10 protein-coding genes and 3 pseudogenes are annotated in these 18,045 nt (G+C 58.9%); 6 read left to right on the top strand and 7 right to left on the bottom strand.

Annotated elements, in window-relative coordinates:
- Positions 1 to 26 precede the first annotated feature (26 nt).
- From BISU_RS12795 to dnaA, 7 genes and pseudogenes are all read right to left on the bottom strand, one after another.
- Positions 27 to 755 carry a DUF3566 domain-containing protein gene (locus tag BISU_RS12795; RefSeq protein WP_024464433.1) on the bottom strand — a complete coding sequence of 243 codons (729 nt, stop codon included), beginning with the start codon at positions 753 to 755 and terminating at the stop codon, positions 27 to 29.
- A 129-nt stretch (positions 756 to 884) separates the two neighbouring features.
- On the bottom strand, positions 885 to 3,551 hold the full coding sequence (gene gyrA, locus BISU_RS05035; RefSeq protein WP_226839195.1) for a DNA gyrase subunit A: 2,667 nt from the start codon (positions 3,549 to 3,551) through the stop codon (positions 885 to 887).
- 319 nt (positions 3,552 to 3,870) lie between these two features.
- A pseudogene (gyrB, locus tag BISU_RS05030) lies at positions 3,871 to 5,877 on the bottom strand (DNA topoisomerase (ATP-hydrolyzing) subunit B); the annotation flags it as partial.
- A gap of 309 nt (positions 5,878 to 6,186) precedes the next feature.
- Positions 6,187 to 6,675 (bottom strand): DciA family protein, encoded by a 489-nt coding sequence (locus BISU_RS05025; protein ID WP_024464436.1) that lies wholly within the window; start codon positions 6,673 to 6,675, stop codon positions 6,187 to 6,189.
- On the bottom strand, positions 6,672 to 8,120 hold the full coding sequence (locus tag BISU_RS05020) for a DNA replication/repair protein RecF (protein ID WP_024464437.1): 1,449 nt from the start codon (positions 8,118 to 8,120) through the stop codon (positions 6,672 to 6,674). The genes BISU_RS05025 and BISU_RS05020 overlap by 4 nt, the downstream gene beginning before the upstream one ends.
- A 225-nt stretch (positions 8,121 to 8,345) precedes the next feature.
- The gene (dnaN, locus tag BISU_RS05015; protein WP_024464438.1) at positions 8,346 to 9,470 is read right to left on the bottom strand and encodes a DNA polymerase III subunit beta; all 1,125 of its coding nucleotides are present in this window, start codon (positions 9,468 to 9,470) and stop codon (positions 8,346 to 8,348) included.
- 644 nt (positions 9,471 to 10,114) lie between these two features.
- Positions 10,115 to 11,800 carry a chromosomal replication initiator protein DnaA gene (gene dnaA / locus BISU_RS05010; protein WP_024464439.1) on the bottom strand — a complete coding sequence of 562 codons (1,686 nt, stop codon included), beginning with the start codon at positions 11,798 to 11,800 and terminating at the stop codon, positions 10,115 to 10,117.
- A gap of 363 nt (positions 11,801 to 12,163) precedes the next feature.
- On the opposite strand from dnaA, the gene rpmH reads away from it, so the two are divergent.
- The 6 genes and pseudogenes from rpmH (at position 12,164) to rsmG (ending at position 17,477) form a co-directional block, all read left to right on the top strand.
- A complete protein-coding gene (gene rpmH, locus BISU_RS12010; protein WP_081672821.1) occupies positions 12,164 to 12,298 on the top strand; it encodes a 50S ribosomal protein L34 in 135 nt (44 codons plus the stop codon).
- Between the two features lie 20 nt (positions 12,299 to 12,318).
- Positions 12,319 to 12,696: pseudogene (rnpA, locus tag BISU_RS05005) on the top strand (ribonuclease P protein component); the annotation flags it as partial.
- 188 nt (positions 12,697 to 12,884) lie between these two features.
- Positions 12,885 to 13,184: a membrane protein insertion efficiency factor YidD gene (gene yidD, locus BISU_RS05000; RefSeq protein ID WP_051246275.1), complete on the top strand. Its 300-nt coding sequence runs from the start codon at positions 12,885 to 12,887 to the stop codon at positions 13,182 to 13,184.
- Between the two features lie 28 nt (positions 13,185 to 13,212).
- A complete protein-coding gene (gene yidC, locus BISU_RS04995) occupies positions 13,213 to 14,217 on the top strand; it encodes a membrane protein insertase YidC (RefSeq protein ID WP_024464441.1) in 1,005 nt (334 codons plus the stop codon).
- Between the two features lie 554 nt (positions 14,218 to 14,771).
- Positions 14,772 to 15,299, top strand: a pseudogene (locus BISU_RS04990) (Jag family protein); the annotation flags it as partial.
- Between the two features lie 1,491 nt (positions 15,300 to 16,790).
- Complete coding sequence (rsmG, locus tag BISU_RS04985) at positions 16,791 to 17,477, top strand: 16S rRNA (guanine(527)-N(7))-methyltransferase RsmG (protein ID WP_033503251.1); 687 nt, start codon at positions 16,791 to 16,793, stop codon at positions 17,475 to 17,477.
- Positions 17,478 to 18,045 lie beyond the last annotated feature (568 nt).

The following is an 18,045-nucleotide window of genomic DNA, read 5'->3' as shown; positions in this document are numbered from 1 at the left end:
GGCACATATGGCACGCCGGTTATCTCTCAGTCGTCGCCAAGGGTCATGTGGACGCCACCGACCAGGGCGCTGACCACGTTGTACAGCCAAGCGAGAATCGTCGCGAGCAGGGTGAACAGCACCACTCCGACAATCGAGAAGATCGTGACGGCGCTGAGCACGGTGCTCAGCGAGAAGACATCGGCGAGGTTGAATCCACCGGCGTCCAAGCCAGTCGATGACACGATCTGCGTCACCTGGTCGAACACGCCCACCACATTGAGCAGCAGCCAGATGAGCGCTGCGGCGACGATTTGGATGATCGCTCCGGCCACGCTTAGCAGGAAGGTGACCTTGGCTACGGACCATGCATCGACGTGGGTCAGCGACAGGCTCATGCGCCTTGCGCGGGGCGCACGACGACCGGCAGCGGGATTCTTTGCCGATGCAGCAGCGGTTTTCTGCGGTCTGGCGGTTGACGGCACCCCGGTGGGGGATGCAGCTGCAGACGACGGCCCGCCTTTCGACGATGCAGCCGAGCCAGACGCCGCATATGCCGGCTGATTGGAGGCGGAGCGAGCGACGCGGGGCGCATGCTCCTGCCCTACATGCGGTTGGACATTGCGCTCCCTTGCCGAAGCCTGGGCCTCAAACTCGCCCGATTCCACGGTACGTGGCTTAATCAGCGGCGCCGTGGCATCTTCCGACACAGCACCCTGCGAAGCGCCCTCCGGCTCGATGACGTCTGGCTCGTTGCCCTCAAGATTCTCGCTCATCGCTTCTCCTTGTCGCTGATGGCCTCAACCGTAATCCTAGGCTGAGGCTACCAGCGTTCTGGGACGATTACTGCCCATCCTGCGCAGTCTGCACAGTTTCTCGCCACCGTCATTGTATTGCAGGTTTTGCTAGTCCTGCGAGTCCGTCTGCGAACCTGTCGGACCTTGCGAATCCGTCGAATCCGAAGCCCGGGAATCCACCGTCGAACCGTTGACGGCACCATTCCCACCTGTCATAGGTGCGCCGTTGGAGCCAGCAGCTTCAGCCTCGGCGGCTTCCTCCTCGTCCTGCTCCTCGTTGCGGGCGATGGACAGGATCTTGTCGCCCTTGTCGGGCTTGGCAAGCGTCACGCCTTGGGTGTTGCGCCCGGTGCGATTGACCTCATTGACATCCGAGCGGATGACCTTGCCGGATTTCATGATGGCCATGACCTGGTCAGTGTCCGAGACGATCAGCGCGCCGACGAGCGAGCCGCGCCCTTCGGCCAAGTTCAGCGCCTTGACGCCATAGCCGTTGCGGCCCTGCAGGCGGTATTCGCTGATCGCGGTGCGCTTGGCGAAGCCTTCGTTCGTGACCACGAGCAGGTCCTGCTCGCTGGCGTCCGACACCACGTCCATGGCGAGCAGCTCGTCGCCCTCGCGGAAGCGCATGCCCTGCACGCCGGCGGTTTGCCGACCCATCGGGCGCAGCTGCTGGTCGTCGGCGCGGAACTTGAGGCTCATGCCGAGTCTGGACACCAGAATGATGTCGTCATCGGCGTTGCACAACGCGGCACCGACCAGCTCGTCAGCAGGTTCGCCAGTCGCCTCGTCGGCCATCAGCCGCACGGCGATCAGGCCGCCCTGACGCGGGGAATCATATTCCGACAATGCGGTCTTCTTGACTTTGCCCGAACAGGTGGCGAGCACCAAGTACTTGGCGACCTCGTAGTTCGGGATGGAGAGCACGGTCTGGATGCTCTCGTCGGGGCCGAGCTGCAGCAGGTTCGCCACATGCTGGCCCTTCGAGTCGCGCGAGCCTTCGGGCAGTTCGTAGGCCTTGATGCGGTAGACGCGGCCACGGTTGGTGAAGAACAGCAGCCAGTTGTGCGTCGAGGTGAGGAAGAAGTGGTCGACCACATCATCCTCGCGCAGCTTAGCGCCCTTGATGCCCTTGCCGCCGCGATGCTGGGCGCGGTATTCGTCGGCCTTGGTGCGCTTGACGAAGCCGGAGTGCGTGACCGTGACGACCACGTTCTCCTCGGCGATGAGGTCCTCGACGTTCATCTCGCCGGAGTACGGCAGAATCTTCGTACGACGTTCATCGCCGTAGCGCTCCACGATGTCGTCCAGCTCGTCGCCGACGATCTTGCGCTGGCGTTCGGGGTGGGCGAGAATATCGTCGTAATCGGCGATCTTGCGCATGAGCTCTTCGTGCTCGTCGAGAATCTTCTGGCGTTCCAACGCTGCCAGACGACGCAGCTGCATGGCCAGAATGGCGTCGGCCTGCACCTGGTCGACATCGAGCAGCTCCATCAGCCCGGTGCGCGCGGTGTCCACATCGCGCGAAGCGCGAATCAAGGCAATGACCTCTTCGATCATGTCGAGGGCCTTCAGGTAGCCCTGCAGGATGTGGTCGCGTTCCTCGGCCTCGCGCTTCAAGTAGCGCGTCCGGCGTTCGATGACGTCCATCTGGTGGTTCACCCAATGGCGGATGAAGGCGTCGAGGCTCAGCGTGCGCGGCACGCCGTCGACCAGCGCGAGCATGTTCGCGCCGAAGGTCTGCTGCAGCTGGGAGTGCTTGTACAGGTTGTTGAGCACGACCTTGGGCACGGCATCGCGCTTGAGCACGAGCACCAGCCGCTGGCCGGTGCGGCCCGAGGTCTCGTCGCGCATATCGGCGATGCCTTGGATCTTGCCATCGCGCACCGCCTCACGAATCGAAACGACGAGTCGATCGGGGTTGACCTGGTAGGGCAGCTCCGTGACTACCAGGCACATGCGGCCCTTGATCTCCTCGGTGTTGACGACGGCGCGCATGGTGATGAGCCCGCGGCCGGTGCGGTAGGCCTGCTCGATGCCCTTATGGCCCAAAATCGTGGCGCCAGTAGGGAAGTCGGGACCCTTGATGCGCTGGATAAGCGCTTCGAGCAGCTCCTCGCGGCTGGCGTCGGGGTGATCGAGCGCCCAGTGCACGCCCTCGGCGACCTCGTGCATGTTATGCGGCGGGATGTTGGTGGCCATACCCACGGCGATGCCTGCCGAGCCGTTGACCAGCAGGTTCGGGAAACGGGCCGGCAGCACGGTCGGTTCCATCGTCTTGCCGTCGTAGTTCGGCACGAAATCGACGGTGTCCTTGTCGATATCGCGCACCATCTCCATGGCGAGCGGAGCCATGCGGCATTCGGTGTAACGCATGGCGGCGGCGGGATCGTCGCCGGGGGAGCCGAAGTTGCCCTGCCCGTCGACCAGCATGTAGCGCATCGACCACGACTGGGCCATGCGCACAAGGGTGTCGTAGATCGCGGAATCGCCGTGCGGATGGTACTTGCCCATGACGTCGCCCACGACGCGCGAGCACTTGTTGTAGCCGCGATCGGGACGATAGCCGCCGTCGTACATCGCGTAGATCACGCGGCGGTGCACCGGCTTCATGCCGTCGCGCACATCGGGCAGCGCACGCTCGACGATGACGGAAAGCGCATACGCCAGGTAGGATTCGCGCATCTCCTGCTGCAGATCCATATGCCTGATGCGTTCGCCCTGAATCAGGCCATAATCGGTGTTGTCGTTCTCCTGCGGGCTGAGCGGCTCCATCGAGCCGTCGGGACCCGCCTGCCCGTTCAGGCCATTCGTGTTATCGGTTTCGTCTGCCACGATGCTTCCCTTTGTGTTGTATTGCCTACTGCCTGCTGAGTATTACGTTATGTGTGTGCAGTGTTGAGAGGTGTGCGTCTGGCGCCTACGTGCGGATGTGGTTGCGAGTTCTAATCGTTCGTGTACACGCGAAGGTCATCGGGGATCCGTTTCTCAACATTTATCGTGCTGAGCAGCTCGTAAAAGCTGCTCAGGGCGGCGGGCTGGACGTGCACAGCACGTCCAGCTTGATCCGCTGTCTACGCGAGGTTCATCGCTGCTACGCATCGATGAACCTCGCGTCCCTTGCATTCCTCTGGATGAATAGCCTTCTCGGCTCGACCTCGTCGCCCATCAACATCGAGAAGGTCTCGTCGGCCTGCGCCGCGTCCTCGATGTGGATTTGCTTCAGGATGCGATGCTCGGGGTCCATCGTGGTCTCCCACAGCTCCTGGTAGCTCATCTCGCCCAAGCCCTTGTAGCGCTGGATGCCTTCGCCCTTGGGCAGCTGTCGGCCAGACTTTTTGCCCTCGGCCAGCACACGGTCACGCTCGGCATCGGTGTAGACGAAATCGTGCGAACCCTTGGTCCATTTGAGCCGGTAGAGCGGCGGCATGGCGACATAAACGTAGCCTGCGGTGATCATCGGACGCATATAGCGGAAGAACAGCGTCAGGTTCAGCGTGGCGATATGCGCGCCGTCCACATCGGCGTCGGCCATGATGATGACCTTGTGGTAGCGCACCTTGCTCAGGTCGAATTCCTCGCCGTAGCCGCCGCCGACCGCCGTGATGAGCGACTCGATGGTCTCCGACTTCAGCATGCGATCGAAGGACGCACGCTCGGTGTTGAGGATCTTGCCGCGCAACGGCAGAATCGCCTGCGTGATCGGGTTGCGGCCCTGAATCGCGGAGCCGCCTGCGGAGTCGCCCTCGACGATGAACAGCTCGCATTCCTCGGGGTTGCTCGACTGGCAGTCCTTGAGCTTGTCCGGCATGCCGGCGGTCTCGAAAATGGACTTGCGCCGGGTGTTCTCGCGCGCCTTCTTGGCGGCGAGGCGGGCGCGGGAGGCTTCCAAGGACTTCTGGATGATGTTCCTGGCTTCGCCCGGATGGGCGTCGAACCAGTCGCCGAGCCGCTCGGTCATGACGCGCTGCACGAAAGTCTTCGCCTCGGAGTTGCCCAGTTTGGTCTTGGTCTGGCCTTCGAACTGCGGATTCGTGAGCTTGACGGACACGACGGCGGTCAGACCTTCGCGCACATCGTCGCCGGAAAGGTTCTCATCCTTCTCCTTGAGCAGGCCCTTGTCGCGCGCATAGCGGTTCACCAATGACGTCAGCGCCGCGCGGAAGCCCTCCTCGTGCGTGCCGCCTTCGGTGGTGGAGATGGTGTTGGCGAAGGTGTGCACGGCCTCGGAATACGCCGTGGTCCATTGCAGCGCGATTTCCGCTGAGATGCCGAGCTTCAGGTCCTCGGCCTCCAGGTCGATCACGTCTTCCTCGATCGGCGTGGCCTTGCGCGACTTGACCAGGTACTCGACATAGTCCCTGATGCCGTTCATGTATTGGTACGTGACGGTCTGGTGAAGCTCTTCGAGGGCGTTGTCGCCATCGCCGGCGACTTCGTCGGAATCGGCATGACGCAGGTCGGTCAGCGAGATCTTCAGGCCCTTGTTCAGGAACGCCATCTGCTGGAAGCGCGAACGCAGCGTTTCGAAGTCGTAGACCGTGGTCTCGAAAATATCCGGATCGGCCCAGAACGTGACCGTCGTGCCGGTGCTTTCGTCCTCGGTCATCGGCTCGCCCTTAGCCAGCGGCGCGATGGCGTGCTGGTCCGCGAAGTCCTGGCGCCAGTGGAAGCCTTGCTGGCGCACTTCGACGTTGATGCGGGTGGACAGCGCGTTGACTACGGAGATGCCCACGCCGTGCAGGCCGCCGGAGACCGCGTAGCCGCCGCCGCCGAACTTGCCGCCGGCATGCAGCTTGGTCAGCACGGTCTCCACGCCGGAGACGCCCTCGCCGGGCACCTCGTCGACCGGAATGCCGCGGCCGTCGTCGGCGACGCGCACGCCGTTATCCGGCAGGATCGTCACCTCGATATGCGAGGCGTACCCGGCCAGCGCCTCGTCAACGGAATTGTCAACGATCTCATAGACCAAATGATGCAGACCGCGCGGGCCGGTCGAACCGATATACATGCCTGGCCGGATGCGCACGGCTTCCAGGCCTTCGAGCACGCGCAAATCGCTCGCGTCGTAATGCGCGGGGGAGAGCGAGTCATCAAGCTGCACATGATTCTCAAGGGTGCCGCCCTCGTCGGCTGCGTCGGCGGCAACGCTTTCGACGCCGTCTGCTGCGTTGTCGTTCACAGCATTGTCGTCATGCGCGATGTCATTGTGTTCGATGTCGTTATCGTCGATATCACCCTGCTCGGTGGTATTGTCTGCCACAACGGTTCCTTCCTGCATTTTCGTTCGCGTGAGAGGCTCAGACGCGGACGATACGCTCTAGAACGCAAATAATGGGGCCTTCTAGGCGTTTACACATACTGCATGTGATTCTACTTGTCTCTAGGGACTTTGCGGCGTATGGATACGCTAGCGCAAATAACGCCTTCTGCCGCCCATATGACCTCTCGCAAACGACTGCGCATGCGGCCCGGTAACGCGGATTTCTCGGATATCCAAGCCTTTGAGCCGCGTGCGAATCGTCTCGCTCAGCTGTGGCATAAGATACGTCAGCTGCGTGGCCCACACCGTCGATTCCGCGCGAATCGTCAGCACGCCGTCATCGAAGCCGACGACCTGCGAATGCTGTGCGACCCCTTGGCCCACCACCTGGTCCCAGTGGTTGCGCAGCTGCGCGATTTTGAGATTCGGCACCCATCCGCCGCGATCAGCCAAGGCGCTGAGTACGCCGCCGAGCCTGTCCGGATCGCGGCCGGGCTTGCCGAAGCTTTCCCAAGCGTCCTCTTCGCGCTGCCGTCTGTCGCGGAACACTCCGGCTCTAGCGGCGAAGCGGTCGAAGATCTCAGCGGGCAGTTTGCGCTGATCGAGATGCAGGGTCACTACGACCGGCGGTTTCATGCTCGGTCTCCGCCGCGCATGGCCTGCAGCTGCGCGATGAGCTGATCGTTGCCGTCATACGAAGCGTCCTTGAGCTGCGCCACATCGATGATATGCGGCGTACTGACGCTGATGCCTGAGACACCCTCCAAGCCGCTCAAGTCTGGAATATCGCTGCGTGCGGCGACGGTGATGAACACCTGCTGCTGCGCGGTAGCGAAGGCGAGAATCTGCCGACGTCTCGTCTCGTCGAGCTGCGCGAAGACATCGTCGAGAATCACGATGGGCGTTACGCCGCTCGTGCGCACGACGACTTCGAACAGCGCCATTTTGAGCGCCAAAGCCATCGTCCACATCTCGCCGTTCGACGCGAATTCGCGGGCGGGCATGCCTTCCAGTTCCAAGGCCATATCGTCGCGATGTGGGCCGATGAGATTAAGCCCCCGGGCGACCTCGCCTGGGTAGATGCGCTGGAAATGCCTGCTGATCGCGGCGGCAGCATCCCCGTCTTCGCCGTCAAACACCTCAGCGAACGACGGTTCGTAGCCGATCCGGGCGGTATGCGCAGCGTGGACTGGCTGAGTCGTTTGCAGAGACTGGGGCTGCATCTTCTGCGCCTGTTCGTCCTGCCGCGCCGACCGGCGTTCGCTGCCGTCAACAGGTTTGTCGCCGGCAAGCCTGTCGTAAATCGCAACAAACGGCTCGCTCAGCGCGTCGATGATGCTGTTGCGGTCGACGGTGAGCGCGATGCCGGCCTCGATGAACTGCCCGGTCCAGATTTCGAGCCCGCTCAGCGCAGCGTTCGTGTCGCCCTCGGAGCGTTCGAGCTGCTTGAGCAAAGCCGCCCGCTGCTTGGCGATGCGGGTGCAGGTCTGCAGCCGATTCATATAGCCCGGAATCAGCAATGCGCCAGCCTGGTCAAGGAAGCGCCGCCGCATGGCCGGGTCGCTGGTGACCAGCCGCTGATCCTCCGGGGTAAAAGAGACGCTGGGAATCCGGCCGACGATGTCACGCAGATACAGCGATGATCCACCGTTGATTCTGGCCCGATTCGCCCCGCGGGCGGCGATGGTCGCTTCGTAGGTCGTTGTGCGGAGCGTACGAGAACGGCCGCCATCGCCTGTGCCATCTCGCATGGCACCGCCGTTTTCAGCGGCGTCAATGCGGCTGTCACCAGTATCGACGCCATTGAGATTGGCGCCATCAGCTTCTGCTGCGGCGATTCGCCTATTGTCGGCCTCGCTGACATTGGCCCTGATGGTCGCCGACGCAGCCCCTCGCTCAACCAGCGGCAGCGAACTCGACGTCCGATGACTCGATCCGGTCGACAGCACCTCGATGGCCTCGACGATATTCGTCTTGCCCAGTCCGTTCACCCCGTGCAGAATGTTGACGCCCGGAGCGAAATCGGCGACGCAGTGCTCCCACGACCGGAAATGGTCCAAAGCAAGGCGACTGATGTACACGGCGTTCTTTCTGCTGGGTAAAACGGCTTTGAGGAGAGTGGGATGCTTCAACTGCGGAAGAACCTAAAGAGGCTATGTAAAATGGATTCCTAATCGGTAAGCTCGACCCCTTGGTGGGGTCTCACCCTCGCCTACGCGCTGGCGATGCCAGTGGCATCGCCCTTCGCGTCCCTTAGGCTGTTCACCTCGCCTACGCACAGTCCAGTGGCCTGTGCGCTTGACGGCTCAGCTGTTGTAGCGCATGGGGACCAAAAGGTAGCGGTAGTCCATCGACTCGTCGGAATCCGCCTCCTGCTGGCCGTTGAACTCGACCGGCTTGACCGCCGTCGTCATCTTCATGCGCACGAAGGGCTCGGTGATCGCGCTCAGACCCTCGATCAGATAGGCCGGGTTGAAAGCCACGGTGATTTCTTCGCCGTCGAGATCGACATCGAGAATCTCCCGTGCCTGCGATTCGTCCGCGGAGCCGGCGCTCAGCAGCAGTTCCTGGCCGTTGAACTCCATGCGGATCGGGGCATTGCGCTCGGCCACCAGCGAGACGCGCTTGATCGCGCCGATCAGCGCCTGTTTGTCGATGACGGCCTGCGTGGGGTATTCGTCGGCGAAAAGGCGGTCGATGGCTGGGAACTCGCCGTCGATAAGCTGCGAGGTCGATACGCGTCCGGCGTTTTCAAAGCCAAGCAGCGACGGACTCTCGGCGTCGAGATCAATAACGACGTTCTGGTGCTCGTCCAAAGCGCGGGCGACATCACGCAGCAGCGAGCCACGCACCAGCGTAACGGTCTGCGTATCGATGTTCTGCGGCGTCCACGAGAAGCTGGAACGCGAGAGGCGGAAGCGGTCGGTCGAAGTCATGACGACCTTGTCGCCCTCGAACTGGATGCGCACGCCGGTGAGCACCGGGCGGTTCTCCTCGCGCGACACGGCGACGCTGGCCTGCGACACAGCTTGTACGAAGGTCGGCGCGTCCACTTGACCCAGCATCGGGGGCACCGTGGGAAGATCGGGGTATTCGCTCAGCGGCATGAGCTGCAGCGTGAAAGTGGATTTCCCGGAAGTGATCGTCAGTGAGGAATCCGAGGTCTCCAGTTGCGTTTTCTCGGCTGGAAGTGATTTGGTGATGTCGGCAAGCAGCTTGCCGACGACGAGTGCGCCGCCGGCTTCCTCGATGCCTGCTTCGATATGGTGACGCGCGGAGATCTCATAGTTGAACGCCGAGAACTGCAGAGTCCCGTCAACGGCTTCAAGACGGACGCCGCCAAGAATGGGCTGTGCTGGACGGGCGTCGATGATACGGGTCGTCCAGGCCACAGCGTCCGCCAGCGCGGCGGAATCGATTTCTACTTTCATGCGCTCCTCATTTCATCAAGCGATGGTTCTCAACAGGTCTGTGGCTATTCTAGCTGGTTTCGGTTATTCGGCTGCTGTTTGCAATGCCCCGTGCGTTATCACGATGACGATGAACGTAAGAGAGGGAAGTAGTCGCCATAATAAGCACGGTGGATAATGTGGATAAGTGCGTTTGCCCTAACTGCGATATGGTTTTTGGGGTTTTCCGACGATGTTGATAACTTATGGATTCATTGTGGATAAGTGGCCAAGTTATCCACAGGCTGTTTCCCGATTTTGAGTTATCCACAATCGTTATGTGTTTGTCCACGAGTTATCCACAGCAGAATAGGGTGTCGTCCACGACTTACTCGCAGACTTTACGCACATTTGTGCATAAGGATGTGGATAACTTTCTTTTTCCATGTGCCTGTTTTCGGAGTGTCGCGGGGCTGTAAAGCAAAGTGCCGAAATCGCTTTGTGTGCGCGATTCTCTCGAATGCACGCCGGTAATTCGCATGAATAAGGGCCATCGAAGTGAGTATTTTCCTAGGAAATTGATGTTTAGCTATTATTTCCGGGAAATCAAAAGTGCATCGGATGCCTTTGTATGAAAGCTCACAACATTCAGACAGCCGAAGACAGTCAAATGAATGGGACGTGACTCAGTCGTTGGTGTGCTGCTTAAGGCGCACCGTGAGCTCCATGACGTAGTTGTAGATCTCCTGCTTCTCCTGCATTTCACCGGAGACGCGGGTGTAGGCGTGCATGACGGTCGTGTGATCGCGCCCGCCGAAGACCTCGCCGATGTCGACCAGGCTCATGCTCGTCATCTCACGCGCGAGATACATCGCGACCTGACGGGCCAGCGCCACGTTCTTGGTGCGGGCGCGACCGACCAAGTCATCGAAGGTCAGATGGAAGTACTTGGCCACTTGGCTGATGATGTCGGTGGGCTTGATCTCCACATTCGACGTGAAAAAGTCCTGCAGCGTCTGCTCGGCCAAGGCCCGCGAAACCGGCTGGTTGCTTAGCGAAGCGACTGCGGTGACGCGGGTGAGCGCCCCTTCGAGCTCGCGAATGTTCTCGGTGAAGCGCTCCGCGATGAGGTCCAGCACGTCATTGGGGATGTTGGAATGGCTCATCGAGGCCATCATGCGCAGGATCGCGATGCGGGTCTCCAAGTCCGGCGGCTTGATGTCGACCGTCAAGCCGGATTCGAAGCGGGAGATGAGCCGGGCCTCGAAGCCCTTGAGGTTCTTGGGCGCCACGTCGGAGGCGATGACGATGCGCTTGTTCGCCTGATACAGCGCGTTGAAGGTATGGAAGAACTGTTCGAGCGTGGCTTCTTTGCCGCCGAGGAACTGGATGTCGTCGATGAGCAGCACGTCGACCTCGCGGTACCGGCGGTTGAAGTCCGCGATCTGCCCTTGGCTCTGGTTGGGTGTCTGCAGCGCCTCGATGAATTCGTTGGTGAATTCCTCGCTGGTGACGTAGCGGACCTTGACCGATTCGTCCTTGACCAGCGCGTAGTTCCCGATGGCATTGAGCAGATGCGTCTTGCCCAAGCCGGAGCCGCCGTAGATACACAAGGGGTTGAAGTCGCGCCCCGATCCCTCCGCGACCGCCAGCGCGACGGTGCGCGCGAAACGGTTGGAATCCCCGGGCACGAAGGTGTCGAAAGTGGCGTTCTTGTTCAGATGGGTCTGCGGATCGAGCGATGCCCGGTGCTGATCGACGCGATACGAATCGACGTGGTGCGGATTTGCGGAGTACTGCTCGGCCTCATGCGATTGGTGCGATTGCGGTGCATAGGCAGATTGCGCGGCATCAGGAGCTTCACGCGGCATCGGCGCGGCATAGGCCGCCGAAGACGAGGAATCGAGCGTCGGCTGCGACGCGACTGGTGCTGATGAACGCCCGGAATACGGGTCGTAATTATGGCTGAAGCCGGTGCGCGCGCCACCCGGAGCATCGAAGGAGGAGCCTTCAGTGGGTTGTTCGGCAGGTTGCGTGGCGGAAGATGCTGGTTGTGAAGGCTGCGTCTCCGACGGCGGCGCTGCAGGCGGCTCGATGGGCGGAACGATTTTGAATGCCGGCAACATATTCTGTCCCGAAACCATGTGCAGGGCGGCGAGCAGCGGTTCGTTGAGATCGCTTTGCAGAGCCTGCTGCGTGGAGCTATTGGCCACGCACAGTACGATGGTGGTGCCGTAGACGGCTTCGGGAACCACTCCTTCGAGCCATCCCCTGGCCCGAGGCGTGAGTGAGGCGTTGTGGCTCAGAACCGCCAGCGCGTCGGACCACATGTGCGCAGCCTGGGAGGCCGGGTCGTTCTGCTCGTCCGTCATAGCGACCCTCCTCACCGTGCGCTTGCGCCTGCCAACTGGCACCAACCATTGAAATAACAGATACAAGCGTCATGTTTACTCCGAATGCCGGAAGTTATCCACAGCCTTGCGTGTTGCAAACGCTCAAATGTGAATAACATCGATGTTATTTGTGGATAAATGCGGCTAGGGTGAAAGGGAGCAGACGGGCTGAATTGCAGCATTTTCCATGCGCTGCATACCGGCTTACGAGCTTTACGGATTCTTGACAAATGTGAAAAATCTCGCTGTATTTTGACGAAGGTCAAGGAATGAGAGTACTTTGGTATAGCTTGACTCATGAGGAGCCATACTTTTGCATGGCTGAAAACCGGGAGCTTACCTATGAAGAGGACATTCCAACCGAACAACCGTCGCCGCCACATGAAGCACGGGTTCCGCGTGCGCATGCGGACTCGTTCCGGCCGTGCGCTGATCAACCGTCGCCGTGGCAAGGGCCGTCAGTCCCTTTCCGCCTGAACCCTGACGGCGTACAGGACGTGGAGCGACTGAAAAGCCACAGTGATTTCGTCACCGTGCTGAAATGTCGCCGAAAAGTCGTCGCGAATGATATCGTCGTGCATTACTTGATGCACGGCGATACCGCATCTCATGCAGAGAATGCGGGCAATACGGGCGAAATCGCGCCGAGTCGGCGGCTTGGGCTTGCCGTCTCGAAGGCGGTGGGCAACGCCGTGACGCGCAACGCCGTGAAGCGGCGTTTCCGCGTTCTGGCACGTATACACGAAGGCAAACTGCCGGCCGACTGCGATATCGTCATGCGCGCGAAGCCCAGTGCGGCTGCAGCTTCATACCAAGCGCTGGATGTGCAGGTGTCGAAGCTGTTCCAAGACATCGGGACGAAGGCCGCGAAGGCTTCGAGGGCCAAAACCGTGAAGGCTGTGCGAGTCATGAATGACGGGAACGCTTCACAGGCTATGACCGCCCGAAAAGCCGGTGCGAACGATGCCGTTGCCGATTCGGCAGCGCTGTCGGTGCATATGACGCAGTCAGACGTATCGCAGGCATCTTCGGTTTCGGCGCCCATAACGGCAGGCGAGCGATCATGACTTCACGTCTGGCACAGGCTTGCTTGGGCGCCATCCGGTGGTATCAGCGCAGGATTTCCGCGAATACGCCACCGCATTGCCGGTATTATCCGACTTGCTCCATGTACGCTCATCAGGCTATCGACCGCTACGGTGCGCTGCGCGGCGGGCTGCTTGCCGTGCTGCGGCTGCTGCGCTGCCGACCGTGGAGCCGCGGCGGAATCGACGATGTTCCGCAGCGCTACTCCGTGTTCTATCGATTTTCGTGGTCCAAAGCCCATGAAGAGCCACGTCTGACGCCACTGGCCAACGATTAAAGGAGACGGCCACACCATGTTTAGTCCCATGAATTCAGAAACCTTCCTTTTGGACAGCGGCTTCTTCGGCTGGCTGTACAAGATTCTCACCCCGATCGAATGGCTCATGACGCAGATCATGGTGCTGTTCCACAAGTTCCTCGTTCTCATCGGCATGCCGTCCGAGGGCGTCTCATGGATTCTGTCCATCATCCTTCTGGTGCTGGTGGTCCATGCGTGCATTCTGCCGATTTTCGTGCGTCAGATCAAGTCGATGCGCAAAATGCAGGCGCTGCAGCCCAAGATGCAGCACATCCAGAACAAATACAAAGGCAAGAAGGACCCGGCGAGCCGTGAGGCCATGAGCCGCGAAATGACCAAGCTCTACCAGGACAACGGCGCAAATCCAGCCGGATCCTGCTTGCCAATGCTCATTCAGGGCCCCGTGTTCATGTGCATGTTCTACACGCTTTCGGCGATTCAGTACATCGCCAATGGCAAGCGCGCGCCGCTCGGCGCCTTCGATAAGGCCACCGCGCAGGACTTCGCCAATACGAGTTTCTTCGGCGTCAACATCACGAACAATTTCGGCATGGCCAGCGTTTCCGGCAAGGTCGTCATCGGCATTTTCGTCGCCTTGATGTGCGCGGCGATGTGGTTCATGCAGTTCAACAACATGCGGAAGAACCTGCCGCGCGCCCAGATGGAGGGCCAGCAGTACAAGATGCAGCAGGCCATGACCTGGATATTCCCGATCATGTACATCTTCTCGGGCTTCACCATGCCGTTCGCCGTGCTGATCTACTGGCTTACCAACAACATAGCCAACATGGTCCGCTCGATGTGGCAGGTCTACACCTTCCCGACTCCAGGATCGCCCGCGGCCGAGGAAAAAGAGGTGCGTGACCACGAGCATGAAAATGCGCGCCGTGAGCGGGCCGGCGAGATATCGCTTGAGGAAGAGGAACTAGTCCAGGCCAAGGAACAGGCCGAGCATCGCGAGGACCAAGGGTACCAACGCCAGCAGCCCAAGCGAAAGAAGCGCAAGAAGTGAAGTAAGGTAAGGTTTGGCGCACAGGCGGGTCGATTGTTGTTGCAACGGAAGCAGGCGGTTGCGATTAGCGTGATCTGCCGGTTCTTGGTTGGCGATTGGCCTGCTGCAGCTTGTGATTGGATGTGACGATAGCCGATGGTTTGGCAGCTGATCGTACACGCCGCATGTCGTCGTTAACCATTGCTTGCCGATTCACCGGTATTGTTGATCCATGACCATTCGCCAGTTGCTGTTTGCCGGCTATGTATGTTATCCAATGTATCCAGTTATCCATACCAATTACCACCACTACCCACCATTACCTGCCAACTGAATCGGGCATAGCGAACGGCTGTGCGACCGCCATATGACTACCGGCTGCGTGTGCTTTGGTGTTTCGGTGTTTCACGTGAAACACCGAAACACCAAAGCACACGCAACACTGAGATACTGCAATACGTGAGACACATGGCAGCCAAGCAGCGAGCGGATGCATGCATTTGCATAGGTTCCGCGAGTACACTTGTCAACCAGAAATGGCACAAAGGGACACATAAGGGCATAAAGGAGTTCATATGGCTCAGGAAGAATCGAAGACGATCGAGCAGCTCAATCAAGAGGCTGATATCGCCGCCGACTACCTCGAGGGTCTGCTTGACATCGCCGATTATGACGGAGACATCGAGTTGGGCGTGCGTAATAACCGCCCCACGGTGCAGATCGTCGCCGACGATAGCGAAGACATCAAGCAGTTGATCGGCCGCAATGGCGAAGTTGTGGACGCGCTGCAGCAGCTGACCCGGCTCGCCGTCCAGCAGAAGACCGGCGACCGTTCGCATCTGATTCTCGATGTTGACGGTTATCTTAAGCGCAAGCGCCAGCATCTGCGTGATCTGGCCCTCGATGCCATTGACGAGGCGCGAGAGACCGGCGAGCAGGTCGATCTCAAGCCCATGAACTCTTTCGAGCGCAAGGTCGTGCACGACCTCGTGCGCGAGGAAGGCTTCAAGTCCCGTTCGCACGGCGAAGAGCCACACCGCTTTGTCAGCATCTATATGCGTGCCGCCGATCAGGATCTTGCCGACGATGAGGCGGATGAGGATTCAGCTGACGCTGTGGCCGACGATGGTATGGTTGCCACCGTGTCCGTTGCGATTGTCGATAAGGCCGATGAGTCGTTTGCCGAAGTCGATGAGATCGACGAGACCTCTGAAGGCAGCGGCGTTGACGGCATTGACGATGTTGATGTGATTGATGATGCTGACGTCGACGCCGACGCCGACGCGGAGGCGTGAGTGCTGAAGCGCCTGAAGCTTCAGGGTTTAGGCTGAAACTGGTCGAAGTCCGGGCTTGAGGTGTCTTGTTCGGGTGGATGGTTGACAGGTGTTTTGGGGCGTGGTTGGCAGCTGTGGGCTGCCGGGCGTCCGTCTGTCGGGATGGGTCTGCGTGGTTTCTCGTGTGATGACCGGCCGCGATCCCTGGGCGGCCGGGCGGCTCGGTCTTGCGTTTCGTCGTCGGGTCGGTTTTTTTGCGGGCCTGTCGGCGTGTGTCGGTGCTTTGCGGGCCTTGTCTTGAATGTGGTCGGGTCCTGCTCGATGTCCGAATGCCGGAGGTTTTGGCGCCGTCGAACGGTGTAAGGCATGCTCCAAGACGCCTGTCAGCCGTGCCCCAAGACAACACACAACCGGGCTTAAAGGTTCTTAGGCGTACAACGCGAATTGTGAAATACGTACGTCTGAGTGGCCGAATGGGTCGGATGCGACTTCGATTGTGGAGTTTTTGAAATGGTGCTGGACAGAGTGAATTGATCGTTTGCACCGCACTATTGGTTTTGATGCGTGCTCGGGGCCGCTAGTGGGTCGTTCGCACCTGATGATTTTTCTAATCTGATTTATCCGTGTGATTTCGCGTTTCGATGTGTGGCTATATCCGGTATCAGATAGAGCTAGTCGGGCGAGCAAGTTTGGAACTCTGCGCGCTAGGCGTGCGTTGAGCGTACGGATGTGATGATTTCTGATCTTGGGTGCGGCGGCTTAGGCATTAATGTCTGTTTCGGTGTGGCACGGTGTGGCAGCGTATAAGTGCGGAGCCGCTGCTGTGATTTGTATGAGTAATATATTGCGATTGTTCGTGACCATCGAAGGTATTGGATAATGAAGTAGTGCGAACATGTATCACGGTCTGCATATGTTCTTCGTATTGTCGCCTGTTTTGAGTTTCAGCTGTTGAATCGCAGCCATATTCAATGCTATTGATTTGGATTTCTGGCAATCGATTTGTTTATGAGTAACATCAGTACTGAGCAACTCGTTTTTTGTACGGAGAGAGACATGAAGCTCAAAAGTGGGAGCATGACTGAAGCTTTGGTGAGATTGTTAGGGGAAGTCGTAAGGAGATGCCATTTTCCTGTGACAGAAGCCGTGCCGGCTAGATATGTTTTACTGAAACTTGGCCAATTATAGCTATGCGTGCTTTGCGGATACTGCACAATATATGTAGTAAAGGCTTGAGGCTGTTTTTGGCTGCCGATATTGGGTAGCATGGCTGTGGTTTGATATATTGCAGAAGATTAGTTCGATTGAGGAGAGTTGTGTATGGAGTATGCGGTGAAGACGGATTCGGAGGTAGAGAATTCGGGTATCGCGCAACAAGTGCTGGGCGAAGCGTTTGCTCCGTGCCAAATGTTTCACGTGAAACTTTCCGAGGAAGGGGAGCTTCGTGGACTGATTGGTCCGCGTGATGTCGATATCATATGGGAACGGCATATCTTAAATTCTGCGGCTATTGTGCCATTTATTAGGCAGGCGACAGAAGGTCAACGTTATAAGACAGTTGCCGATGTTGGGAGCGGCGGAGGATTTCCGGGACTGGTGATTGCTTCATGTCTTCCGGATCATGAGTTCACTCTTATTGAGCCCATGGAGCGTCGGTGTGAATGGCTGAATGAGTGCGTAGAACTTATGGGGCTCCATAATGTTCATGTATTGCGATCCCGTTCTGAAGATGTTATTGCACAGATGAAAAAGGACCATACGATTCATCCCTTTGCCGTGGTTACATGTCGAGCAGTAGCGCCTATGCGTAAGCTCAGTGCGTGGACTTTACCCTTGTTGAAGCCGCAGGGTCAGCTCATTGCTCTTAAAGGCAGGTCTGCACAAGAAGAAATCGAGAAGGGTGCTTCGGCTATAGCAAAGAATAAGGGATTGCATCCTCGCGTATTGGAAGCAGAAGTGGCTCCTGGCATGGAATCCACGCATGTTGTGATAGTCGACAAACGCTGATTATTGGTCTGGTTTCGTTTCAGGGTACTCGTTGCGTCCGTTGCTCCGTGTTTTAGAATATCTTGTTCGGACGGATGGTTGACAGGTGTCTTGGAGCATGGCTGACAGTTATGGGTTTTGCTACTAGGTGCTGGTTGCCAGATATCCGCCTGTCGAGATGGGTCCGCGCGTTTTCTCACGCGACGGATGACGGCGATGCCTGTGGCGGCCGGAGGAGCCAGTTGCTCATATTCGCTGTCGGACAGGGTTTTTGAGGAGTCCGTCGGCATCATCGATACGTGAAGCCCTGTCTTGACCATGGTCAAAATCTGTCAAAGTCCACACGCTGAACCGGAGCTTTGATGTTGCCGAACGATGTAAAGTATGCCCCAAGATGCCTGTCAACTATGCCTCAAGACAACACACATTCCATCTTCGATGACGTGGCTTCTCAATATTTGGGTTACATGTGTCAATCTCTTCTGCATTTAAGTGTGTTTGCAAATGTTACGGAGCTTTCATGAGAAACTCGGCTGAGATAGAACATTATGTACAAGATATTAGATGCCTTGTTCGGGTGGATGGTTGA

The sequence above is a fragment of the Bifidobacterium subtile genome (assembly GCF_000741775.1).
Taxonomy (GTDB): Bacteria; Actinomycetota; Actinomycetes; order Actinomycetales; family Bifidobacteriaceae; genus Bifidobacterium; species Bifidobacterium subtile.
Note: the sequence above shows the minus strand (reverse complement) of the source record. Positions and strands in the feature narration are given on the sequence as shown.